The sequence below is a fragment of the Streptomyces alfalfae genome, from assembly GCF_004127445.1.
Taxonomy (GTDB): domain Bacteria; phylum Actinomycetota; class Actinomycetes; order Streptomycetales; family Streptomycetaceae; genus Streptomyces; species Streptomyces alfalfae.
Window position 1 is genome coordinate 73,195 of the sequence record NZ_QEXM01000015.1, and the last position, 23,083, is coordinate 96,277.

The window sequence follows — 23,083 nt, forward strand, 5'->3', positions numbered from 1 at the left end:
AGACACCCCTGCCGAGGGAGTGCTCCGCAGGCGTTCCGCATGGCTTGCACGGGTCTTGTGCTGTGCGCGATTGCGTCTGATGCTGATGGTTCTTGTTGCCTTCCGTTCGGAGTTGCCGCATGAGCGAACACCGTCCGAGCCGCCGCTCCCTCCTCGTCACCGGTACCGCGCTGGCGGGCTGGGCCGCCTTCGCCGCGCAGAAACAGGCCTTCGCCGCGCACGGGAGAGCCACCGGTGCGGCCGCCGCCCCGGCCGCCGCACCCGGAGCCGCGCAGAAGCCCGAGTGGAACGCCAACCCCCGCGTCTTCCAGGTCAACAGGGAACCCGCCCGCGCCCGCCTCGTCCCGTATGCCTCCACCGCCGACGCCCTGCGCGGCGAGCTGACGAAGTCGCCCTACTACCGCTCGCTGAACGGGCGGTGGGCCTTCCACTGGGCCGAGAACCCGGAGAAGCGGCCGGCCGGCTTCGAGGCCGACGACTACGACGTGAGCGGCTGGGACCGGATCACCGTCCCGTCGAACTGGGAGATCGAGGGCTACCCGCACCCGATCTACCTGAACATCACGTATCCGTGGGAGGGCTACGACAAGCCCGACTTCCCCGACGTGCCGCGGGGCTTCAACCCCGTCGGCTCCTACCGCCGCGCCTTCACCGTGCCGCGCGACTGGCGCGGGCGCCGCACGCTGCTCTCCTTCCAGGGCGTGAAGTCCGCCTTCTTCGTCTGGGTCAACGGCGAGAAGGTCGGCTACAGCGAGGACAGCTACACCCCCGCCGAGTTCGACGTCACCGAGCACCTGCGCTCCGGCGCCAACTCCCTGGCGGTGGAGGTCTACCGCTGGTCCGACGGGAGCTGGCTCGAGGACCAGGACATGATCGACCTGTCCGGGATCTTCCGTGACGTGTACGTGTACTCCGTGCCGCAAGCGCACGTGCAGGACCTGGAGGTGCGGACCGACCTCGACGGGGCGTTCCGCGACGCCGTGCTGTCGGTCGCCGTCACCGTGCGGGACCGGGGCGGCGAGCGGCGCGCCAAGGAGCGGGCGCACCGGGTCGACGCCGTGCTGCACGACGCCCGGGGCCGGGTCGTGCCGGGCGGGCGGTTGCGCGGCGACGCCGTGCCCGGCGAACCCCTGCGCCTCACGGCCGACGTCAAGAGGCCCGCGCTCTGGTCGGCCGAGCAGCCGCACCTGTACACCCTCGTCGTCACCCTGCGGGACGACTCCGGCAGGGCCGTCGACGTGCAGCGGACCCGCGTCGGCTTCCGGCAGGTGGACTTCGGCCCCGGCAAGCTGACGGTCAACGGCCGCCCCGTGATGTTCCGCGGCACCAACCGGCACGAGTCCCACCCCGACCACGGGCAGGCGGTCCCGGAGTCCGTGATGCTCCAGGACGTGCTGCTGATGAAGCGGCACAACATCAACGCCGTACGCACCTCGCACTACCCGAACCACCCGCGCTGGCTGGAGCTCTGCGACGAGTACGGCCTCTACGTCATCGACGAGACCAACCTGGAGACGCACGGGGTGCGCGACCGGCTCCCCGGCTCGCTGCCCGAATGGACGGACAACTGCGTGGACCGCGTCCGGTCCATGGTCGAGCGGGACAAGAACCACCCGAGCGTCGTGATCTGGTCGCTCGGCAACGAGGCGGGGCAGGGCGGCAACTTCGAGGCCATGGCCGACTGGGTGCGCGCCCGCGACGCCTCACGGCCCGTGCACTACGAGGGCATGAACTCCGTCGCCGACGTGCACAGCGAGATGTACACCAAGCCGGCGGGCGTCGAGAAGTACGGCAGGTCGGGGGAGCCCAAGCCGTTCATGCTCTGCGAGTACTGCCACTCCATGGGCAACAGCAGCGGCAACCTCCCCGAGTACTGGGAGATCTTCGAGAAGTACCCGAACCTGCACGGCGCGTTCGTCTGGGACTGGTGCGACCAGAACATCCGGCTCCCCATACCAGGCGACCGCAAGCGCACCTACCTCTCCTACGGCGAGGACTGGAAGCCGGGCTACCCCACCGACGGCAACTTCTGCGGCAACGGACTCGTCGCCTCCACCCGTGCGCTCCACCCGGGCATCATGGAGATCAAGAAGGTGTACCAGCCGGTCGCCTTCGCCGCGGACGACCTCGCCGCCGGGTCGGTCCGCGTCACCAACAAGCACCTCTTCACCGCGCTTGACGCCTACGAGCTGCGCTGGGCCGTCACGCGGGACGGCGAGGAGATCCAGCACGGGACCCTGGCCGCGCCTGACGTGGCGCCCGGCGCCTCCGGCACGGTCCGCGTCCCGTACGACGAGCCCGCGCGCCCGGAGCCCGGAGCCGAGTACTGGCTGAACGTCGCCCTCGTGCTGCGGAAGAAGGCCAACTGGGCGCCGGCGGGGCACACCGTGGCGGTGGAGCAGTTCGCCCTGGACCCGCACGCGCCCGCCCCCGCCGATCCGGCCCCCGGCACGCTCCCCCGCCTCGACCTGCACGAGGACGACAAGGAGGTGCGGGTCACCGGGCGCGCACTGGAGCTGGTGCTCTCCAAGGCCACGGGGACCCTCTCCTCGTACAAGGTCAAGGGGCGGCTGCTGCTCGCGGGCGGGCCCGTGCCGCATCTGTGGCGTGCGCCGACCGACAACGACATCGGCCGCAAGTACCCGCAGCAGGCCGCGACCTGGCGCGAGGCGGGCGCCAAGGCGAAGATCACCGGGGTCGAGACGGCGCAGCCCGCGCCCGGCGAGATCACCGTCGAGGTGCGCGCCACGCTGCCGACCGCGCCGAAGGCGTCCGCCTGGCGCACCGTGTTCACCGTCCGCGGCGACGGCGAGGTGCGGGTCCGGCACACCCTGGAGGCCGCCGACGGGCTGCCCGACCTGCCGGTGGTGGGGGCGCTGCTCACGCTGCCGAAGGGGTTCGAGCGCCTGGACTGGCTCGGGCGCGGGCCGCACGAAAACTACCAGGACCGCAAGTCCGGGGCCCTGATCGGCCGCTACCGCTCGACCGTCGACGAGCAGGTCGCTCCCTACCTGCGGCCCCAGGAGACCGGCAACAAGACCGACGTACGCCGCGTCACGCTCACCGACCGCTCCGGCGACGGCCTCGACGTCCGCGCCGACCCGGCGGAAGGGGAGCCGTTCCTGGAGTTCAGCGCCCTGCACCACACCCCCGCCGACCTGGAGGGACCGGCCCACCCGCACGAGGTGACGCGCCGGGCGGAGACCTCTCTGGCCGTCAACCACCGCCAGATGGGCGTGGGCGGCAACGACTCCTGGGGAGCGCCCCCGGAGGAGAAGTACCTGCTCCACGCGGGCCGCACGTACACGTACGCCTACCGCCTGCGCCCGGCCGGCCCCCGCTAGGAGGGGCAGCCGGGCCCCGCAAGGGGCGCGGGGAACTGCGCGCCCGGCCACGAAGGACCGGCGGGCGGAGGCGGGCAGAGGCGGACGGGGACGGACGGCGGAGGACGGAGGCGGGCGGAGGTTGACCGGATGCGGTCACCCGGCTCCGCCGGTGAGCCGGACAGCCCGGTCCACGGCGTCGGCCAGACCCCGCACCTGCTCGCCCCCGCCCGGCAACGCGTCCGCGCGCCGCGCCAGCTCGGCCAGCGACGGCGCCCCCGGCAGCGGGGCGGCGCCCCCGGCCGAGCTGTGCGCACCGCCCCCGCGAGCCCGCAGCGCGTCCGCGAAGTACGCGGCGACGGCGGCCGTTCGAAGGCCGCCGTCCGCCCGCCACAGCGTCCCCTCCAGGTCGGCCGCCCTGACCCGCCCGGACGCCTCGCGCGGGGCCCGGCTCTCCGGATCGAGCCAGCGCACGCGCGCCGTGGCGAGATGCCCCTCGGCCCCCGGCTTCGCGCGGACCGCGTACAGCGCGGTCACCGTGTGGCCGGGGCCGATCTCGCCGCCGTCCACGGAGTCGTCGCGGAAGTCCTCGTCGGCGACCGCGCGGTTCTCGTAGCCGATGAGGCGGAACCGCTCCACGGTCTCCGGGTCGAAGGCGACCTGCGCCTTCGCGTCCCTGGCCCGCAGCTCGACATGGGCGGGCAGCTGCTCGCAGAAGACCTCGCGGGCCTCCTCCGGGTCCGACACGTACGTGGTGTGGCCGTCGCCCTTGTCGGCGAGCCGCTCCATCAGGGCGTCGCCGTACTCGCTGCCGACCCCGACCCCGAAGAGGGTGATGCCGTGCTCGCGGCGGGCGTCGGAGATGCGGTCGAGGATGCCGTCGGCGCTGGTCTCGCCCGTGTTGGCGAGGGCGTCGGAGAGCAGCACGACGCGGTTGGTCGCGCCGCGCTCCTTGCCCGCCACGGCGGTGGCGTAGCCGGTGGTGATGCCCGCTTCGAGGTTGGTGGACTGCGTGGGCTCAAGGCCGCTGATCGCCGTGTGGACGCGGCTCCGGCCGGCCCCGGTGTCGCCGAGGCGGGTCATCGGCAGGACCGTCTCGGCGGTGTCGCTGAAGGTGACGAGGGCGACGGAGTCGTCGGGGCGCAGCCGGTCGGTCATGATGCCGAGCGACTCCTTGACGAGGTCGAGGCGGCCGGGCTCCGCCATGGACCCGGAGACGTCGATGACGAAGGTCAGGGCGGCGGGCGGTCGTGCGGACTCCCCGTCATCGCCCCTGGTGGTGAGGCCGACGCGCAGCAGGGACCAGCCGTCGTCCCCGGCGCGGGCGCCGTCCACGCTGACCGAGAAGCCGTCGCCGTCGGGCCGGGGGTAGTCCTGGCGGAAGCTGTTGACGAACTCCTCGGGGCGGACCGTCGCCGGGTCGGGCAGGCGTCCCTCGGCGAGGGTGCGGCGCGCGTAGCCGTACGAGGCGGTGTCGACGTCGAGGGCGAAGGTGGAGAGGTGGTCGGGCGCGGCCGGGGGGTCGTCCCGGCCGCCGGGGGTGGCCGCGTCGCCCTTGCCGCCTTCGGGCGAGTCGGGGGCCGGGGCGGGGAGGGGTGCGGCGCCGTCGGCCCGCTGCCTGCCCTTCCCGTCGGCCGCGCGGTCGATCCCGGCGGAGCCGCCGCTGTTGCAGCCGGTCAGCAGGAGCCCGCCCGCCAGCGCCACGGCGAGCAGCCCGTGCCGTGTCTTCCGGTTCCGCATCTGTCCCCCTCGCGTCGTCGGTCTTCCTGACTGTGACGCGGAAGGCCCTTCGGACGATCGGCACGGGAGATTGCGGATGGGTCTCGATGCGGCCACGGCCGGCCCGGCGGGGGGCTCACGCCGCCGCCACGCCACCCGCTACGACACCACGTCCTTCCGCGCGAACCCCCGGAAGGCCAGCGCGAACAGCACCAGCGCGTACGTCACCGACACCGCCGAGCCCTGGATCATGCCGCCCCACTCGGGCGTCGGCTGGAAGGCGTCGGCCCAGGCGAACTGCCAGTGGGCGGGGAGGAAGTCCCGCCAGTGGCCGAGAGCCGTGACGGCGTCGAGGACGTTGCCGACGATGGTCAGGCCGACCGCGCCGCCGACCGCGCCCAACGGCGCGTCGGTCCGCGTGGACAGCCAGAACGCGAGCCCCGCGGTGACCAGTTGGGAGACGAAGATGAACGCGACGGCCACCAGCAGGCGCCGCACCGCCGTGCCCGCGGGCAGCGCGCCGCCGGTCGGTATCTCCAGCGGCCCCCAGCCGTACGCCGCCGTGCCGATCGCCAGCGCGACCAGCGGCAGCAGGATCATCGCGGCGGCGCTGAGGCCGAGCGCGACGGCGAGCTTGGACCACAGCAGCCGGGACCGCGGCACGGGCGCCGCGAGGAGATAGCGCAGGGACGACCAGCTCGCCTCGGAGGCGACCGTGTCCCCGCAGAACAGCGCCACGGGGATCACGAGGAGGAAGCCCGCCGAGACGAACAGCGCGGTCGCCGTGAAGTTCGCGCCGGACGACGTGGCGGTGTCCATCAGCGTCACCCGTCCGCTGCGGGACTCGGGCGAGCCGCCCGCGACGGCGAAGGCGATGACGAGCACCACGGGCAGGAGCGCCATGACGGCGCCCATGACGAGGGTGCGGCGCCGCTTGAGCTGGCGGACCGCCTCGACCCGCAGGGGCAGGGTGCGGCCCGCGCGGTAGCCGGGGGCCGTGGCGCGCTCCGGGGGTGCGGTGGCGGTCATGCGGCGCCTCCTCCGATCAGGGTCAGGAACGCGTCTTCCAGGCGGCGGTGCGGGCCCATGGACTCCACGGGCACCTCCAGGCGCACCAGTTCGGGCAGGAGCCGCGCGGCGGCGCCCGCCTCGGTGCCGTCGAGCCGCACGAGCAGGCCGTCGTCCGCGCGGACCGCCGAGGCGACGCCGGGCAGGGCGGCGACCTTCTCGACGAGCGGGTCGGAGACGTCCTGCGCGAGGCCGACCAGGAGCGTGTCCCCCGAGCCGACGATCTCGGTGACGGGTCCGGCCTGGACGAGGCGGCCGCGGTCCATGACGACGAGGTGCGTGCAGGACTGCTCGACCTCGGCGAGGAGGTGGCTGGAGACGATGACGGTGCGCCCGCCGCGCGCGTACCGGATCATGACCTCGCGCATCTCGCGGATCTGCGGCGGGTCGAGGCCGTTGGTCGGCTCGTCGAGGATCAGCAGGTCGGGCAGGCCGAGCATGGCCTGGGCGATGGCCAGGCGCTGCCGCATGCCCTGGGAGTACGTCCGCACGGCGCGGGCCAGCGCGGTGCCGAGCCCGGCGATCTCGAGGGCCTCGTCCAGGTGGGCGTCCTCGGCGGGGCGCCCGGTGGCCTTCCAGTACAGCTCCAGGTTCTCCCGGCCCGAGAGGTGCGGCAGGAAGCCGGCGCCCTCGACGAAGGCGCCGACCCGGGAGAGGACCGGCGCGCCCGGCCTGATCGCCTGCCCGAAGACGCGGATCTCGCCCGCGTCGGGCCGGATCAGGCCCATGAGCATGCGCAGGGTCGTCGTCTTGCCCGCGCCGTTCGGTCCGAGGAGGCCGAGGACCTGGCCCTTCTCGACGCGGAAGGAGACGTCCCGCACGGCGTACCGGTCGCTGGACTTCGCGTACCGCTTGCTCAGGTCCGTGATCTGCAGCGGCACCTCGGCGAGGTCCGGGTCGGGTGCGGGCGCCGTCGTGCGGCGCCGCCCGGTGACCAGGAGGGCGAGGGTGAGCACGGCTCCGGCGACGGGCAGCCACCACACCCAGGCGGGCATCGGCGCGGCGGCGGTCCGCACGCCGGCCGCCGTCGGCGCCTCCAGGTCGCCCTTGAGCGAGACGGTGTACTCGGCGGGCTCGGCGGGCGAGGCGTATCCGAGGTCGGTGGAGGCGAGCACGAGGCGCAGGCGGTGGCCCTTGCGCGCCTCGTGGTCGACGGCGGGCAGCCGCAGCGTGACGTCCTTGCCGGCCCTGGCGCCCTCGACCCGTATCGGCGCGACCAGTTGGGAGGGCAGGACGCGCTGCTTGCCGCCGGGTCCGACGTCGTAGACCTTCGCGAAGAGCACGGCGTCCTCGCTGGAGGACTTCACGTGCACGCGCGCGGTCGGGGCCCCGGTGATCCGGAGGTCTTCCCGCAGCGGCTCCGAGTCGAACTTCGCGTACTGCCCGGGGACGTCGAGGGAGACGCCGACGCCGAGCGAGGACATCTGGCTGAGGTTGCCCGCGCCGAGGCCCGGCAGGCCGGAGATGGCGGGCGGGTTGGCGCCCGCGGGGTTGTCGAAGGTCTGCTCGCGGCCGCCGAGCGGCACGGCGCGCGGGTCGCTCTCCAGGCCCGGGTAGCGGTCGGAGCTCGCGCCGCGCTGCTTCGCCGCCCCGTCGGTGGAGTCCATGCCCCCGGTGCGGGTGACGCGGAACGCGGGGCCGGTGTCGGCGCCCTCGTCGTCCTTCAGATAGCGGTCGAACCACGAGGTGACGCGCTGCTCGACGCGCCCGCGCTCGCGGTCGCCCCCGTCGTGGCCGCCCGCGATCCAGTCCACCTTCACGGGCGCGTGGTTGGCGCGGATCGCGTGGGCGATGGCGTCGCCCTGGCCGAGCGGGAAGAGGGAGTCGGTCTGCCCCTGGGCGAGCAGCGTCGGCACCTTGATGCGGTCGCCGACGGCGGCCGGGCTGCGCTCGGTGAGCAGCTTCCGCGCCGCGTCGTCCGGCTTCCCGGCGACCGCGACCCGTTCGTACATGTCGCACAGCCGCTTCTCGAAGCGGTCGCAGCCGCCCCCGGCGTTGATGAACGTGCCCGCCCAGAGCTTCTTGAAGACGCCGCCGGGGAAGAGGGCGTCCGCGAGGTTCCAGTACGTGATCTGGGGGGCGATCGCGTCCACCCGCTCGTCGTGCCCGGCCGCGAGCAGCGACACCGCTCCTCCGTACGAGGAACCGGTGACGCCCACGCGCGGGTCGCCGTCCCCGTCGAGCCGCACCTCGGGCCGCTTCGCCAGCCAGTCGATCATCTTCGAGACGTCGGCGACCTCACCCCGGGGGTCGTTCAGGCCGATCTTGCCGGTGGACCTGCCGAAGCCGCGGGCCGACCAGGTCAGGACCGCGTACCCCTCCTGGGCCAGCTTCTCCGCCTGCTCCCGCACGTCGTTCTTGCTGCCGCCGAAGCCGTGGCCGATGAGGACCGCGGGGCGCTTGTGCCCGGGGTCGCCCGCCGTGAAGTACGAGGTGTCGATCCGCGCGCCGTCGGCGTCGAGCGTGCCGTCGGTCCTGTGCACCGCCGGTCCCTCGTCCGAGGCGACGGCCGTCCAGGTGCCGGCGCCCGCGAGCAGCACGACGCCGGCCGCGGCGGCTGCCAGCCGGCGCGGCCGGCCCCTGGTGCGCCCGGGCCCGCTCGCGGGCCCCGTCCCTCGTCCGGGCCAGGGCAGTCGTAGATCCATGACGTCAACCGTACGGGCGAGCACCGACGACCGGGGCAGCCGCCGGACTGAACTGCGTGACCTCCCGGGGGAGTAGGCTTCGCGCCCGGCGTACCGCCGCCGCGGTACGCGTGGCCGCGGGGTGTCAGGGGTGAATAGAGTCTGCACCCATGACATCCCCGTCCGCATCCGTGACCTCCCGCGATTCCCTCGCCATCGGCCAGCGCTCACTCGGTGACCCCTCCGTCCGTTTCCCGCTGTGGCCGCCGCTCACCGCCGGTTGCCCGGTGACCAGCACGGAGAACGTCTCGTACCCCGTAGAGGTGGACTACGCCTACGACGAGGTTCCGGCCGGCCTCTTCACCGGCGCGGCCGGGCAGCCGCGCGGCCACGACCGGTGGGCCCCGCTCCTGCCGCCGCTGCGCGCGCCGGGGCTCGGGGAGGGCGGCACGCCCCTCGTCCCCCTCGGCGACGGCCTCTGGATCAAGGACGAGTCCCGCAATCCGACCTGGAGCCACAAGGACCGCATCAACCGCGTCACGGTCAGCGCCGCCGTCGGCGCGGGCGCGGAGGGCGTCGTCGTCGCCTCGTCGGGCAACCACGGCGCCTCGGCCGCGGCGTACGCGGCACGGGCGGGCCTGCGGTGCGTCGTGATCGGCTCGACGGAGACACCGCCCGCGGTGGAGGCGTTCCTGCGGGCGTACGGAGCCGTGGTGCTGTCCGTGCCCGTGGACGCGCGGTGGCCGCTGCTGCGCAGGATCGTCGAGCGGTTCGGCTACCACCCCGTCAGCAACGTGACGCCCACGCACACCGGGCACGCGTTCGGACCCGAGGGGTACAAGACCCTGGCCTACGAGATCTTCACGGAGCTCGGCGTGCCGGGGGCCGTGTTCCTGCCCACGGGGTACGGGGAACTGCTCTTCGGCGTCTGGAAGGGCTTCGCGGAGCTGGTCGCCCTCGGGCTCGCCGACCGGGTGCCGCGCCTCTACTCCTGCGAGCCGGCCGCCGGCGGGCCGCTCGCCGCCGCGCTGCGGGACGGGGTGCCCGCCACCCGGGTCCCCGTCGGAGAGACCGCCGCCTACGCGATCGGCTCACCGGTCGGCGGCTACCGGGGGGTCGTGGCGGTGCGGGAGAGCGGGGGCGCGGCCCTGCTGGTCTCCGACGCGGAGATGGCGGCGGCGCGCGCGGAGCTGGCCGGGTCGGGCCTGTGGGCCGAGCTGTCCGCCGCCGCGGGGCTCGCGGGGTACCGGCAGCTCGGCCCCGCGGTCGAGGGGCCCGTGGTCTGCGTGTCCACGTCCAGCGGCTTCAAGGACCGCGACCTGCTGGCCGGGGGCCGCTCCACCGAGGTCGACCCGGAGGACTGGGCGGAGGTGGAGCGACGGGTCGGCGCGACGGCCTGATCCACGAAGGCGCCCTCCGGCCGCCCTGGTCCGGGCGCCGGGCCCTACTCCTCCGGCACGCTCACCAGCCACCGGGTCTCCCGCCGGGGCCGCAGGTAGAGCACGAAGTACAGCGTGGCCGCCACGACGATCCCCCCGGTCCACCCGAGGTAGGACAACTCCTGCCGGCTGAGCACGTAGGCGAGGACCGCGATGAGCACCACGGGGACCGCGGGCCACAGCGGCATCCGCCAGGCCGAGCGGTGGCCGTGTCCGCCCCGCCGCGCGAGCAGCGCGGCCACCGCCACCAGCAGGTACATGCCGGTCACGGAGACCCCGGTCACCCCGTACAGGGTGTCGAGGTTGACGAAGCAGAGCAGGGCGCCCGGGACGCCCACGAGGAGCGTGGCCACCCAGGGCGCGCCCGAGGCGCCGAGCTTCGACAGGGCCTTGTTCACCGGTGCGGGCCAGGCCTTGTCGCGGGCCGAGGCGAAGAGGACGCGGGAGTTCTGGATGACCATGACGATGCCCGCGTTGATGATCGCGAGGGCCACGCAGAGGCTGACGAACGTGCCGACGGCCGAGTTGGACCAGGCCGTCACCATGGCGCTGATGTCGCCCTCGGTGAGGGCCGTCAGGCTCTTCGCGCCCATGGTGATCGCGATGACCGGCACCAGGATGATGACGGAGGAGATGGCGAGGGTGGCGAGGACGGTGCGCGCGACGTTGCGGCGCGGGTTCTCCAGCTCCTCGGAGAGGTACACGGCCGTCGAGAAGCCCTGCGTGACGAAGAGGGCGATCGCGAGGCCCGAGACGATCAGCATGGCCGTGACGGTGTCGACGCCGCCGGGACCGGAGCCCGCGACCGAGAGGTCCACCAGGCTGCCCGCGCCCCGCTCGGCGTGCGCGAAGCCGAGGACGGCGACGACGCCCGCGGCGATGACCTCCAGGACGAGGAAGATGCCGGTGATCCAGGCGTTGGCGCGCAGGTCGAGCAGGCCCGCGAGGGTGGCGAGGATCATGACGCCCGCGCCCGCGTAGGCCGGATCGAGGTCGAGGACCGGCGCCAGGTAGTCGGCGGTGCCCATGGCGATCACGGGCGGCACGATCATCACGACGAGCAGGGACAGGACGAAGACCAGCCAGCCGGCCAGGCGTCCCGCCATCGTGGAGACCATCGCGTACTCGCCGCCGGCGCTGGGGATGAGCGTGCCCAGCTCGGAGTAGCAGAACGCCACGCCGACGCAGAGCAGCGAGCCGATGGCGATGGTGAGCGCGGTCGCGGTGCCGAGCGAGGAGAAGAGGTCGGGGACGACCACGAAGAGCGTGGAGGCGGGTGTCACGCAGGACAGCGTGAGGAGGGTGCCTCCCACGACGCCGATGGAGCGCTTGAGCTTCTGGGGATCACCCGGCACGGCCACCGGCGCCGGAGGGGCGTCGGCCGCGGAAGCGGGCGTGGGCGGGCGAAGCGTATCGGTCATACAGCGCGGTTCCGATCGACTCGTGCGGCAGATGCTGCGGCGGGAGCCCTATCGCCTCCGAAGGCAGTCGAGCGTCTTCCAGTGGCTCCCGGCGCGTCATCGAACCCCGGCGATAACCGGAACGTCAACGGTCATTTACCTACGGAATCCGCAGCGTCACACCGACCCAAGTCGCCTGGCTTTCCCAAGAGTTTGCGCCAGTGGGTGGCAATGAGTAGCCATCCGGCAATGTTGACCTTGCCTTCGCAGGCATATCCATGCAGACACCTTCGCTGCCCGGATTGCACCGTGTGCACGGGAACCGCAAAGACAGCGTTAAAAAATATGGGCGGCCGTCCGGAATCCGGACGGCCGCCCTCTACGCGTGGTGACGCGCCGGTGACTCAGTGGTTGCGCGGGAAGCCCAGGTCGACCCCGGCCGGCGCGTCCGACGGGTCGGGCCAGCGCGTGGTGACGACCTTGCCGCGCGTGTAGAAGTGCGTGCCGTCGTTGCCGTAGATGTGGTGGTCCCCGAAGAGGGAGTCCTTCCAGCCGCCGAAGGAGTGGTAGCCCACCGGCACCGGGATCGGCACGTTCACGCCGACCATGCCCGCCTCGATCTCCAGCTGGAAGCGGCGGGCCGCGCCGCCGTCACGGGTGAAGATCGCGGTGCCGTTGCCGAACGGCGAGGCGTTCATGAGGGCGACGCCCTCCTCGTACGTGTCGACGCGCAGCACGCACAGGACCGGGCCGAAGATCTCGTCCCGGTAGGCCTTGGCGGTCGTGGGGACGCGGTCGAGCAGGGAGAGGCCGATCCAGTGGCCGTTCTCGTGGCCCTCGACCGTGTATCCGGTGCCGTCGAGGACGACCTCGCAGCCCTCGGCCGCGGCGCCCGCGACGTACGAGGCGACCTTGTCGCGGTGGGCGGCGGTGATCAGCGGGCCCATCTCGGACGCGGGGTCGTTGCCCGGACCGATCTTGATCTTCTCGGCGCGCTCCTTGATCTTGGCGACCAGCTCGTCCGCGATCGAGCCGACCGCGACGACGGCCGAGATGGCCATGCAGCGCTCGCCGGCGGAGCCGTAGGCGGCCGAGACGGCGGCGTCGGCCGCCGCGTCCAGGTCCGCGTCGGGCAGGACCAGCATGTGGTTCTTGGCGCCGCCGAGCGCCTGCACGCGCTTGCCGTTGGCGGAGGCGGTGGCGTGGATGTGGCGGGCGATGGGCGTGGAGCCCACGAAGGAGACGGCCGCCACGTCCGGGTGTTCGAGGAGGCGGTCGACGGCCACCTTGTCGCCGTGCACGACGTTGAAGACGCCGTCGGGGAGACCGGCCTCGGCGAGCAGTTCCGCGATCTTCATCGACGCGGAGGGGTCCTTCTCGCTCGGCTTGAGCACGAAGGTGTTGCCGCACGCGATGGCCAGCGGGAACATCCACATCGGCACCATGGCCGGGAAGTTGAACGGCGTGATGCCCGCGACGACGCCCAGCGGCTGGCGGATGGACGCCACGTCCACGCGCGAGGCGACCTCCGTGGACAGCTCGCCCTTGAGCTGCACGGTGATGCCGCAGGCCAGGTCGACGATCTCCAGGCCGCGGGCGACCTCGCCGAGCGCGTCGGAGTGCACCTTGCCGTGCTCGGCGACGATCAGCTCGGCGATCGCGTCGCGGTTGGCGTCGAGCAGCGCGCGGAACGCGAAGAGCACGGCGGTGCGCTTGGCGAGCGAGGAGGCGCCCCAGGTCGTGAAGGCCTCGCGGGCCGCCGCGACCGCCGCGTCCACCTCGTCGGCGCTCGCGTAGGCGACCTGCGTCGTGACGACGCCGGTCGCCGGGTCGGTGACCGGGCCGAACGTACCCGAGGCCCCCTCGACGGCCTTCCCGCCGATCCAGTGATTGACCGTCTTCGTCATGACAAGCATCCCTACTCTCACAGGTGGCGGCGCCGGGCTGCGACGTGCCGGTCGTACTCTTCCCTGGCCTTGACCGCGGACGCCCGGGTCGCCGTCTCGGCCACGGGCACATCCCACCACGCCTGTGCGGGGGGCGGGCCCGACACTGTGTCTGCCGTTTCCGTCTCCACATAGACACATGTGGGACGGTCTGCCCCGCGCGCCTCGCGCAGCGCCTCCCGCAGCTCACGGACGGTCTTCGCGCGCAGGACGCGCATGCCGAGCGAGGCGGCGTTCGCGGCCAGGTCGACCGGCAGCGGCGCCCCGGTGTACCCGCCGTCGTCCGCCCGGAAGCGGTAGGCCGTCCCGAAGCGCTCGCCGCCCACCGAGGCCGAGAGCCCGCCGATCGAGGCATAGCCGTGGTTCTGCAGGATGACGACCTTGACCGGGATGCCCTCCTGGACGGCCGTGACGATCTCGGTCGGGTTCATCAGATACGTGCCGTCGCCGACCAGCGCCCACACCGGCCGCCCCGGCGCCGCGAGCGCCACGCCGATCGACGCCGGGATCTCATAGCCCATGCAGGAGTAGCCGTACTCGACGTGGTACTGCCGCGCCGACCGGGTCCGCCAGAGTTTGTGCAGGTCGCCGGGGAGCGACCCGGCGGCGTTGATGACAATGTCGTCCTCGGTCACCACCTCGTCGAGCACCCCGAGCACCTGCGTCTGGCTGGGGCGCACGTCCGGCTCGTCCGTCGCATAGGCGGCGTCGACGCGCTGCTCCCAGCGCGCCTTGTCACCGCGGTAGTCGAGGGTGAAGGAGGGCTCGACGCGGTGCCCCTCCAGTTCCGCGGTGAGCGCTTCGAGCCCGGCGCGCGCGTCGGCGATCAGGGTGGCGCCCGCCATCTTGTGCCCGTCGAAGGGCGCGATGTTCAGGTTCAGGAAGCGCACCCCCGGCGCCTCGAAGAGGGTGCCCGAGGCCGTGGTGAAGTCGCTGTAGCGGGTGCCGACGCCGATCACCAGGTCGGCGGCGCGGGCCAGTTCGTTCGCGGGCGCGGTGCCGGTGTGCCCGATGCCGCCGACGTCCGCCGGGTGGTCGAAGCGCAGCGAGCCCTTGCCCGCCTGGGTGGAGGCCACGGGGATTCCGGTGGCGTCCGCGAGGCGGGCGAGGGCGTCCTCGGCGGCGCTGTGGTGGACGCCGCCGCCCGCCACGATCAGGGGCCGCCGCGCCGCGCGCACCAGGCCGGCGGCCGCGGCCAGCTCCCGCGGGTCGGGGGCCTGCCTGCGGACGGTCCACACCCGCTCGGCGAAGAACTCCTCCGGCCAGTCGTACGCCTCCGCCTGCACGTCCTGCGGCAGCGCGAGCGTGACGGCGCCGGTGTCGGCGGGGTCGGTGAGCACCCGCATCGCGGCGAGGGCGGCCGGGACCAGGGCCTCGGGGCGGGTCACGCGGTCGAAGTACCGTGAGACGGGGCGCAGGCAGTCGTTGACGGAGACGTCGCCCGCGTAGGGCACTTCGAGCTGCTGGAGCACCGGGTCGGCGGGCCGGGCGGCGAAGGTGTCGCCGGGCAGGAGGAGCACCGGCAGGCGGTTGACGGTGGCGAGGGCCGCGCCGGTGACGAGGTTGGTGGCGCCGGGCCCGATGGACGTGGTGACGGCGTGGGTGGCGAGCCGGCCGGACTGGCGGGCATAGCCCACGGCGGCGTGCACCATCGCCTGTTCGTTGCGGCCCTGGTGGAAGGGCATCTCCTCGGCGTGCTCCACGAGCGCCTGGCCGATCCCCGCCACGTTGCCGTGCCCGAAGATGCCCCAGGTCGCGCCGATGAGCCGCCGCCGGGTGCCGTCCCGCTCGGTGTGCTGCCGGGACAGGAAGCGCACGAGCGCCTGCGCGGTGGTCAGCCGGATGCTGCCCGCCGGGGTCGTCGTCATCGGTATCCCTCCGTGTGGTCGGGGTGGAAGCAGATCCTCCACTCCCTCTCGTCGCCGGGTCCGGCCATCACGTTCAGGTAGTACATCCGGTGCCCCGGCTGGGCGACGGACGGGCCGTGCCAGCCGTCGGGCACCAGCACCGCGTCGCCGGTGCGGACCTCGGCGAGAACGTCGGCGCCACCCGCGCGGGAGGGGAAGACCCGCTGATAGCCGAAGCCCTCCCGGCCCCCGCTCGCCTCGATCTCGAAGTAGTAGATCTCCTCGAGCTCGGCCTCGACGCCCGGACGGTGCTCGTCGTGCTTGTGGGGCGGGTACGAGGACCAGTTGCCGCCGGGCGTGATCACCTCGACCGCGATGAGGCGGTCGCAGTCGAAGGCGTCCGCGGACGCGAAGTTCCTGACCTCGCGGGCGCAGGCGCCGCTGCCGCGGCTCTCGACGGGTACCTCCGGCGCGGAGCCGTAGCGGGCGGGGAGTCGACGCTCGCACTTCGCTCCTGCCAGGGCGAAGCGGCCTCCCGCGCCGGAGGCGATCTGGATCCGGGCCTCGCGGGGCACGTAAGCGAAGTCGGAGACTCCGCTGAACACGCTCTCCCGGCCCAGGAGTTCGATGATCCCGCCTTCCGTGTGCACCGTACAGCCGCCGGTCAGCGGCAGCACGATCCATTCACTCTCACCGGTGGCGAAGTCGTGCGATCCACCGGGCGGAATCTCGACGACGCGCAGCGCTGAGTAGGCCCAACCCGCCGTCTTCGGGTCGATGGCGAGGGCGTACGGACCATCGCTCGCACTCCCTTTCGGTACGTACGTCATAGGGGCCTCCCGAGCCACTTCCGTCCGTCAGAGCAGTCCTACGGCGGTGTCGACCGCCCCCGCCACATCGCCGTCCGGCGGATAGAGCAGCGCCCTGCCGACGACGAGCCCCTGCACGGTGGGCAGCCGCAGCGCGCCGCGCCACTTCTCGAAGGCGGCGTCCGCGTCCCCGGCGCCGTGCCCCACGTCGCCGCCGAGCAGCACCGCCGGCAGGGTCGACGTCTCCATGACCCGGGCCATGTCGTCGGGGTTCTCCGTGACGGGGACCTTCAGCCAGGTGTACGCGGAGGAGCCCCCGAGCCCGGAGGCGATGGCGATGGCCCGCGACACGGCCTCGGCGCTCAGGTCGTTGCGGACCGGCCCCGGTCCCTCCCGTCGACTGAGGAACGGCTCGACGAACACCGGAAGTTCCCGCTCCGCCATCGCGTCGACCGTGCGCGCGGCGGAGTGCAGGGTGCGCAGCGACCCCGGGTCGTCGTAGTCGACGCGGAGCAGCAGCTTGCCCGCGTCGAAACCGAGTCGCGCCAGGTCCTCCGGGCGGTACCCGGTGAACCGGTCGTCCATCTCGAAGGCGGCTCCCGCGAGCCCGCCGCGGTTCATCGACCCCATGACGACCTTGCCGTCGAGCGCGCCGAGCAGCAGCAGGTCGTCCAGGATGTCGGCGGTGGCGAGCACCCCGTCGACCCCGGGCCGGGACAGGGCCAGGCAGAGCCGCGCGAGCAGGTCGCCGCGGTGGGCCATGGCGAGCGGATCGCCTCCGGCGGCGAGGGACCCCCGGGCGGGATGATCGGCGGCGACGATCATCAGGCGCCCGCTCCCCCCGACCAGCGGCCGCCGCCCCCGCCGAGCAGCGGCCTCGGCGACGGCTTCGGGGCGCCGGGCCCGCGTGCGCGCGAGACCCCCGACATCGACGGAGCCCAGCCTCTTCGCCACAGGAGAAACAGCGGCCATGTCCAACCCCTCCGCCACAGGAGAGACGGCGGTCATGCCCAGCCCCTCCGGCGTTTGAGGAGCGGGGTCCGGGGCGGAGCCCCGAGGACGGCCGCCACGAGCGGCGGTCACAGGACACCCCCGGCATCCAGAACCGAGGCGACCTCGCCGGGAAAAGGCATGGCGGAGGAGCACTCGAGCCGGGACGCCACGATCGCCCCCGCGGCATTGGCGTACCGCATGACCCGCTCCAACTCCCAGCCGCTGAGCAGCCCGTGGCACACCGCCCCGCCGAACGCGTCCCCGGCGCCCAGACCGTTCAGCACCGTCACGGGCAGCGGCGGCACCTCGGCGACGTCACCGGCCCGGTTCATCGCGAGCACCCCCTCGGGGCCCTGCTTGACCACGGCGAGTTCGACCCCGGCGTCGAGCAGCGCCCGCGCCGCGGCGGCCGGTTCCCGGCACCCCGTGGCGATCTCGACCTCGTCGGTGTTGCCGACGGCGACCGTGGCGTGCGCGAGGGCGGCGGTGTAGTGCGGCCGGGCCTCGGCGGGGTCGCCCCAGAACATGGGCCGCCAGTCAAGGTCGAACACCGTGGTCCCCGCGGTCCGCGCGCCGAGCGCCGCCAGCGTGGCCGATCTGCTGGGCTCCGCGCACAGCCCCGTACCCGTCATCCAGAAGATCCGGGCGGCGGCGATGGCGTCGAGGTCCAGCTCGCTCTCGCACATCTCCAGGTCGGGCGCCTTGGGCAGCCGGTAGAAGTACAGCGGGAAGTCGTCCGGCGGGAAGACCTCGCAGAACGTCACGGGTGTCGGCAGCCCGGGGACGGCTCTCACCCAGCGGTCGTCGACGCCGAACTCCCGCAGCGCCCGGTGCAGATACGCCCCGAAGGGGTCCTCGCCCGTGCGCGTGACGACGGCGACGCGGCGGCCCAGTCGCGCCGCGGCCACCGCGACGTTGCTCGCGGAGCCGCCGAGGAACTTCCCGAACGAGGTGACCTCGTCGAGCGGCACCCCCGTCTGCAGCGGATAGAGGTCCACCCCGATCCGGCCCATGGTGATGACGTCGTACGGATCACTCACCCTGTGCGTCCCTTCGCCGGGCCGGTCGGTCGTGTGCCCCCAGGTCTAATCCCGCTCACGGAGCCCTGTCAACATTTTGTCCTTACATTCGGACCACTCCTTGACACTGTTCCGAAGCCGCCTGGAGGCTGGCCGACATGACGACGCTGTCTCGCATCCGGATCGGTTCGGCGCCCGACTCGTGGGGCGTGTGGTTTCCCGAGGACCCGCGCCAGGTCCCCTGGCGCCGCTTCCTCGACGAGGTCGCCGCTTCCGGGTACGAGTGGATCGAGCTCGGCCCGTACGGCTATCTGCCCACCGACCCGGCCGTCCTGGCCGAGGAGACGGGCCGCCGCGGCCTCAAGGTGTCGGCGGGCACGGTCTTCACGGGCCTGCACCACGGCCCCGCGGTCTGGGAGAAGACGTGGGCGCACGTCGCGGACAACGCCGCCCTCGCCCGGGCGATGGGCGCGGGGCACCTCGTCGTCATCCCCTCCTTCTGGCGCGACGACAAGACCGGCACGGTCCTGGAGGACCGCGTCCTGACGCCCGGACAATGGCGCGAACTGACCACCCAGACCGAGCGCCTGGCCCACGAGGTCCGCGAGCGCTACGGCCTGCGCGTCGTGGTCCACCCGCACGCGGACACGCACATCGACACCGAGGAGAACGTCACCCGCTTCCTGGACGCCACCGACCCGGACCTCGTCTCGCTCTGCCTGGACACCGGCCACTACGCGTACTGCGGCGGCGACAGCGTCAAGCTCATCGAGACCTACGGCGAGCGCGTCGGCTACCTCCACCTCAAGCAGGTCGACCCCGAGATCCTGGCCGGCGTGCGCGCCGAGGAGGTGCCGTTCGGGCCCGCCGTGGCCCGCGGAGTGATGTGCGAGCCGCCCGCCGGGGTGCCCGCCCTCGAACCCGTGCTCGCCGCGGCCCAGAAGCTCGGCGTCGAGCTGTTCGCGATCGTGGAGCAGGACATGTACCCCTGCCCGCCGGACAAGCCCCTGCCGATCGCCCGCCGCACCCGCGCCTTCCTCCGCTCCTGCGGCGCGTAAGGGACGACGCTCCTGCGGGCGCATCGGCCGACGCCCCTCCGGCACGTAAACGCGGACCGGCCCACGGGCCTTGCGTCACTTCTGCCACAAAGATCCCTTTCCTGTCACACATGTCTCGCATGTGCGAGACATGTGTGACAGGCGGTCAACAACCACGCACTCCCGGTAACAGGGCGCCATTCGCCGGGCAGAGGCTGAGTGATCGCCGCGCGCCGCGCCCGGTTCCCCCGTCGGCCACACCCGGCCGCCCCGGACGCGCGCAGGGAGGTGTCGCCATGACCGACCGCAGGCTCTGGTCGTACAAGGAGATCGCCGCGCACATCAAGGTGCAGCCCGACACCGTGCGCTCCTACCGGAAGCACGGACTGCTGCCCGACCCCGACCACGTGGAGGGCGGCAAGCCCTACTGGTACGCGGACACGGTCCGCGCCTGGGTCGCCGCCCGCCCCCGCAACAGAGGACGCAGAGACTGAAGCCCCCCTGCCGTGCGGCGTCCCCGTCTCGTTGAGAAGTACCCCCTAGGGGTATAGTCTTCGGAGTGTGAGGAGGCCCCCGGGACTGCGGGGTCCCCCTTGGCACGTTACGCCGCACACGTACACGCATCCCGAGGAGAACGACATGAGCGCCCAGACCGAGCTCCCGCAGGCCGCGTCCGAGACGACCGGCTCCTGCTGCTCCCCCAGCGGTTCCTGCCACGGCGGCGGAGACGCCGCCGCGGAGACGCCGCAGGGCGCCGTCACCACGGTGTACGAGGTGACGGGGATGACCTGTGGGCACTGCGAAGGCGCCGTCAGCTCCGAGATCTCGGAGATCGCGGGCGTCGGCTCCGTCGAGGCCGTGGCCGCCACGGGTCTCGTGACCGTGGTCTCCGCCGCCCCGCTGGACGAGGAAGCGGTCCGCGCCGCGGTGGACGAGGCGGGGTACGAGCTCGTCGGCGTCAAGGCCTGACCAGGACCCGACCGAACCCCGTCTGACCGGCCCCCCGCCGGGAACCCGGGCCCTGCGGTGTCACCCCGACACCACAGGGCCCGCGGCCGTCCCCGCACCGAAGAAGCAGGACGAGAGAGCCATGTCCGAAGTCCCCGCGGCGTCCGCGACCCCCGACGCCTCCCATGCCTCCGCAGCCTCACAGGCCCCCGACGTCTCCGCGGTCGAGCTCGCCGTCGGCGGGATGACCTGTGCGTCCTGCTCGTCCCGCATCGAGAAGAAGCTGAACCGCATGGAGGGCGTGACCGCCTCGGTCAACCTCGCGACGGAGAAAGCTCGGGTCGAGTACGCCGAAGGGGTCACGGTCGCCGACCTGATCGCCCTGGTCGAGAAGCTGGGCTACTCGGCGGAGGAGATCGTTCCGCCGCCGCCGGAGCCGGACCGGGAGTCCGAGCCGTCGTCCGGTCACGCCCCGCCGCCGACCACCGCGGACATCACCGAGCCCGACACGCTGCGCCGGCGCCTCGTCGTCTCCGCGCTGCTCTCCCTGCCCGTCGTGCTGCTCGCGATGATCCCCGCCCTCCAGTTCGACAACTGGCAGTGGCTCTCGCTGACCCTCGCCGCGCCGGTCGTCGTCTGGGGCGGCCTGCCCTTCCACCGCGCGGCGGCCACCAACCTCCGGCACGGCGCGGCGACCATGGACACGCTCGTCTCCATCGGCACGCTCGCCGCCTTCGGCTGGTCCCTGTGGGCGCTGTTCGTCGGGGACGCCGGGATGCCGGGGATGCGGCACGGCTTCGCGTTCACGGCAGAGCCGGGGGACGGCGCGTCGACGATCTACCTCGAAGTCGCCGCGGGCGTCGTCACCTTCATCCTCCTCGGCCGCTGGCTGGAGGCCCGCTCCAAGCGGAAGGCGGGCGCGGCCCTGCGCGCCCTGCTCGAACTGGGCGCCAAGGACGTGACGGTCCTGCGGTCCGGCTCCGAGGAGCGCGTCCCGGTCGGCCGCCTGACCGTCGGCGACCGTTTCCTCGTACGGCCCGGCGAGACGGTCGCCACCGACGGCACCGTCGTCGACGGCGCGTCGGCGGTCGACGCCTCGATGCTGACCGGCGAGTCCGTGCCGGTCGACGTGGGCGTGGGCGACGCCGTCACGGGCGCGACGGTGAACACCTCGGGCCGCCTCGTCGTCCGCGCCACCCGCGTCGGCTCCGACACCCAGCTCGCCCGGATCGCGCGGCTCGTGGAGGACGCCCAGACCGGCAAGGCCCGGGTGCAGCGCCTCGCCGACCGGATCGCCGGGGTCTTCGTGCCGGTGGTCCTGCTCATCGCGGCCGGCACGCTCGCGGGCTGGCTGGGCGCCACGGGTGACGTGACCACCGCCTTCACCGCCGCCGTCGCCGTCCTGATCATCGCCTGCCCCTGCGCGCTGGGCCTCGCCACCCCGACCGCCCTCATGGTCGGCACCGGGCGCGGCGCCCAGCTCGGCATCCTGATCAAGGGTCCCGAGGTCCTGGAGTCCACGCGCCGCGTCGACACCGTCGTCCTGGACAAGACCGGCACCGTCACCACGGGCCGCATGGAACTGGAGGACGTGTACGCCGCGGGGGACACGGACGAGAAGCAGCTCCTGCGTCTGACCGGCGCGCTGGAGCACGCCTCCGAGCACCCGGTGGCCCGCGCCCTCGCGGCGGGCGCGGCCGGCCGGCTCGGCCTCGGCGCCGGGGAACTGCCCGCCCCCGAGCGCTTCGAGAACGTCCCCGGGCTCGGGGTGCGGGGCGCCGTGGACGGTCACGAGGTCCTCGCGGGGCGGGAGCGGCTCCTCGCGGAGGCCGGGGTGACGGGCCTGGAGGCGCTGACGGCCGCCGGGGAGCGGGCGCGGGCCGCCGGGCGCACGGCCGTGCTCGTCGCCTGGGACGGGGCCGCGCGCGGTGTGCTCACCGTCGCCGACGCCGTGCGGGAGACCAGCGCGGAGGCGGTGCGCGAGCTGCGCGCGCTGGGTCTGGAACCGGTGCTGCTCACCGGCGACAACAAGGCGGTGGCCGACGCGGTGGCCGAGCGGGTGGGCATCGCGCCGGAAGCGGTGTACGCGGAGGTGCTGCCGCAGGACAAGGTGGACGTCGTGACGCGGCTGCGGGGCGAGGGCCGGGTGGTGGCGATGGTCGGCGACGGGGTGAACGACGCGGCGGCGCTGGCCGCCGCCGATCTGGGGCTCGCGATGGGCACGGGCACGGACGCGGCGATCGAGGCGAGTGATCTGACGCTGGCGCGCGGGGACCTGCGGGTCGCGGCGGACGCCATCCGGCTCGCCAGGAAGACCCTCGCCACGATCAAGGGCAATCTGTTCTGGGCCTTCGGCTACAACGTCGCCGCGCTGCCGCTCGCCGCGGCCGGGCTTCTCAATCCGATGATCGCGGGGGCCGCGATGGCCTTCTCTTCGGTGTTCGTCGTCACCAACAGCCTGCGCCTGCGGACTTTTTCATGATCCATCGCAGATTCTCATGACCCCTTCACATGTCCGTTTCCGCACCTTCACACCCTTGGGCGCATCTACATTTCACGCTTTGCCGACAGACAGGACATATGCAAGAGACGCAGATCACATTGATCTGAACGTAACCATCTTGGGGGGTCGCGAGTCTAATGGGACGATGCCAGAAGATGTCTTGGGGGACGTCTTCCGACATCGGAGGACATCTTGGGGGATGTTCTCGGAGTGTGTTGTTGGCCGGGGCACGTGCGTCGGGGAGCTTTGAGCGGCCCTCCCGTCAGTACGCGTCCCGGCGGACCGCAGGGCCCACCGAACGCCCGGCCGGATCCCGTGGGGGGAATCCGCACCGGGAAAAAGGGAAGCGCCCCGACCGTCGACCCGTGGGGGGATCGACGGCGGGGCGCTTTCCGCTTGTGCGGACGC

15 protein-coding genes are annotated in these 23,083 nt (G+C 73.1%); 6 read left to right on the plus strand and 9 right to left on the minus strand.

Annotation, left to right across the window (positions count from 1 at the left end):
• Positions 1–119 precede the first annotated feature (119 nt).
• Positions 120–3,344, plus strand: a complete 3,225-nt coding sequence (gene lacZ / locus DCW30_RS05270; protein ID WP_076686282.1) for a beta-galactosidase, LacZ type — start codon at positions 120–122, stop codon at positions 3,342–3,344.
• Positions 3,345–3,479: 135 nt separating this feature from the next.
• On the opposite strand, the gene DCW30_RS05275 is transcribed toward lacZ, so the two are convergent.
• The 3 genes from DCW30_RS05275 to DCW30_RS05285 form a co-directional block, all read right to left on the minus strand.
• Positions 3,480–5,063 (minus strand): vWA domain-containing protein, encoded by a 1,584-nt coding sequence (locus tag DCW30_RS05275; protein WP_076686281.1) that lies wholly within the window; start codon positions 5,061–5,063, stop codon positions 3,480–3,482.
• A gap of 138 nt (positions 5,064–5,201) precedes the next feature.
• Positions 5,202–6,071, minus strand: coding sequence for an ABC transporter permease (locus DCW30_RS05280; RefSeq protein ID WP_062778254.1), 870 nt, complete (start codon positions 6,069–6,071; stop codon positions 5,202–5,204).
• Positions 6,068–8,755: an alpha/beta fold hydrolase gene (locus tag DCW30_RS05285; RefSeq protein ID WP_079250135.1), complete on the minus strand. Its 2,688-nt coding sequence runs from the start codon at positions 8,753–8,755 to the stop codon at positions 6,068–6,070. Before DCW30_RS05285 ends, DCW30_RS05280 begins: the two co-directional genes overlap by 4 nt.
• 149 nt (positions 8,756–8,904) lie before the next feature.
• On the opposite strand from DCW30_RS05285, the gene DCW30_RS05290 reads away from it, so the two are divergent.
• Positions 8,905–10,134 carry a threonine synthase gene (locus DCW30_RS05290; RefSeq protein WP_076686280.1) on the plus strand — a complete coding sequence of 410 codons (1,230 nt, stop codon included), beginning with the start codon at positions 8,905–8,907 and terminating at the stop codon, positions 10,132–10,134.
• Between the two features lie 44 nt (positions 10,135–10,178).
• Here DCW30_RS05290 and DCW30_RS05295 read toward each other — a convergent pair whose 3' ends face one another.
• The 6 genes from DCW30_RS05295 to iolC form a co-directional block, all read right to left on the minus strand.
• Complete coding sequence (locus tag DCW30_RS05295) at positions 10,179–11,594, minus strand: APC family permease (RefSeq protein WP_076686279.1); 1,416 nt, start codon at positions 11,592–11,594, stop codon at positions 10,179–10,181.
• A gap of 383 nt (positions 11,595–11,977) precedes the next feature.
• Positions 11,978–13,480, minus strand: a complete 1,503-nt coding sequence (gene mmsA, locus DCW30_RS05300) for a CoA-acylating methylmalonate-semialdehyde dehydrogenase (RefSeq protein ID WP_076686278.1) — start codon at positions 13,478–13,480, stop codon at positions 11,978–11,980.
• 17 nt (positions 13,481–13,497) lie between these two features.
• Entirely contained in the window at positions 13,498–15,387 is a 1,890-nt protein-coding gene (iolD, locus tag DCW30_RS05305) for a 3D-(3,5/4)-trihydroxycyclohexane-1,2-dione acylhydrolase (decyclizing) (RefSeq protein ID WP_076686277.1), read from the minus strand.
• On the minus strand, positions 15,384–16,196 hold the full coding sequence (gene iolB / locus DCW30_RS05310) for a 5-deoxy-glucuronate isomerase (RefSeq protein WP_062778243.1): 813 nt from the start codon (positions 16,194–16,196) through the stop codon (positions 15,384–15,386). Before iolB ends, iolD begins: the two co-directional genes overlap by 4 nt.
• A 27-nt stretch (positions 16,197–16,223) precedes the next feature.
• On the minus strand, positions 16,224–17,147 hold the full coding sequence (locus DCW30_RS05315; protein ID WP_076686276.1) for a Cgl0159 family (beta/alpha)8-fold protein: 924 nt from the start codon (positions 17,145–17,147) through the stop codon (positions 16,224–16,226).
• 107 nt (positions 17,148–17,254) lie between these two features.
• On the minus strand, positions 17,255–18,208 hold the full coding sequence (iolC, locus tag DCW30_RS05320; protein WP_257788607.1) for a 5-dehydro-2-deoxygluconokinase: 954 nt from the start codon (positions 18,206–18,208) through the stop codon (positions 17,255–17,257).
• 137 nt (positions 18,209–18,345) lie between these two features.
• Here iolC and DCW30_RS05325 point away from each other — a divergent pair, with 137 nt between their 5' ends.
• The 4 genes from DCW30_RS05325 (at position 18,346) to DCW30_RS05340 (ending at position 22,654) form a co-directional block, all read left to right on the plus strand.
• Positions 18,346–19,245: a sugar phosphate isomerase/epimerase family protein gene (locus DCW30_RS05325; protein WP_076686275.1), complete on the plus strand. Its 900-nt coding sequence runs from the start codon at positions 18,346–18,348 to the stop codon at positions 19,243–19,245.
• Between the two features lie 275 nt (positions 19,246–19,520).
• A complete protein-coding gene (locus tag DCW30_RS05330; protein WP_062778237.1) occupies positions 19,521–19,718 on the plus strand; it encodes a MerR family transcriptional regulator in 198 nt (65 codons plus the stop codon).
• A 145-nt stretch (positions 19,719–19,863) separates the two neighbouring features.
• Positions 19,864–20,193, plus strand: a complete 330-nt coding sequence (locus tag DCW30_RS05335) for a heavy-metal-associated domain-containing protein (protein WP_076686274.1) — start codon at positions 19,864–19,866, stop codon at positions 20,191–20,193.
• Positions 20,194–20,416: 223 nt separating this feature from the next.
• The gene (locus tag DCW30_RS05340) at positions 20,417–22,654 is read left to right on the plus strand and encodes a heavy metal translocating P-type ATPase (protein WP_237283571.1); all 2,238 of its coding nucleotides are present in this window, start codon (positions 20,417–20,419) and stop codon (positions 22,652–22,654) included.
• The last annotated feature ends 429 nt before the right edge of the window (positions 22,655–23,083 follow it).

What these genes read in the sequence shown, in the direction of transcription:
- lacZ (WP_076686282.1), top strand. Translation starts at nt 120, where the DNA reads ATGAGCGAACACCGTCCGAGCCGCCGCTCCCTCCTCGTCACCGGTACC.
- DCW30_RS05275 (WP_076686281.1), bottom strand. Translation starts at nt 5,063, where the DNA reads ATGCGGAACCGGAAGACACGGCACGGGCTGCTCGCCGTGGCGCTGGCG.
- DCW30_RS05280 (WP_062778254.1), bottom strand. Translation starts at nt 6,071, where the DNA reads ATGACCGCCACCGCACCCCCGGAGCGCGCCACGGCCCCCGGCTACCGC.
- DCW30_RS05285 (WP_079250135.1), bottom strand. Translation starts at nt 8,755, where the DNA reads ATGGATCTACGACTGCCCTGGCCCGGACGAGGGACGGGGCCCGCGAGC.
- DCW30_RS05290 (WP_076686280.1), top strand. Translation starts at nt 8,905, where the DNA reads ATGACATCCCCGTCCGCATCCGTGACCTCCCGCGATTCCCTCGCCATC.
- DCW30_RS05295 (WP_076686279.1), bottom strand. Translation starts at nt 11,594, where the DNA reads ATGACCGATACGCTTCGCCCGCCCACGCCCGCTTCCGCGGCCGACGCC.
- mmsA (WP_076686278.1), bottom strand. Translation starts at nt 13,480, where the DNA reads ATGACGAAGACGGTCAATCACTGGATCGGCGGGAAGGCCGTCGAGGGG.
- iolD (WP_076686277.1), bottom strand. Translation starts at nt 15,387, where the DNA reads ATGACGACGACCCCGGCGGGCAGCATCCGGCTGACCACCGCGCAGGCG.
- iolB (WP_062778243.1), bottom strand. Translation starts at nt 16,196, where the DNA reads ATGACGTACGTACCGAAAGGGAGTGCGAGCGATGGTCCGTACGCCCTC.
- DCW30_RS05315 (WP_076686276.1), bottom strand. Translation starts at nt 17,147, where the DNA reads ATGGCCGCTGTTTCTCCTGTGGCGAAGAGGCTGGGCTCCGTCGATGTC.
- DCW30_RS05325 (WP_076686275.1), top strand. Translation starts at nt 18,346, where the DNA reads ATGACGACGCTGTCTCGCATCCGGATCGGTTCGGCGCCCGACTCGTGG.
- DCW30_RS05330 (WP_062778237.1), top strand. Translation starts at nt 19,521, where the DNA reads ATGACCGACCGCAGGCTCTGGTCGTACAAGGAGATCGCCGCGCACATC.
- DCW30_RS05335 (WP_076686274.1), top strand. Translation starts at nt 19,864, where the DNA reads ATGAGCGCCCAGACCGAGCTCCCGCAGGCCGCGTCCGAGACGACCGGC.
- DCW30_RS05340 (WP_237283571.1), top strand. Translation starts at nt 20,417, where the DNA reads ATGACCTGTGCGTCCTGCTCGTCCCGCATCGAGAAGAAGCTGAACCGC.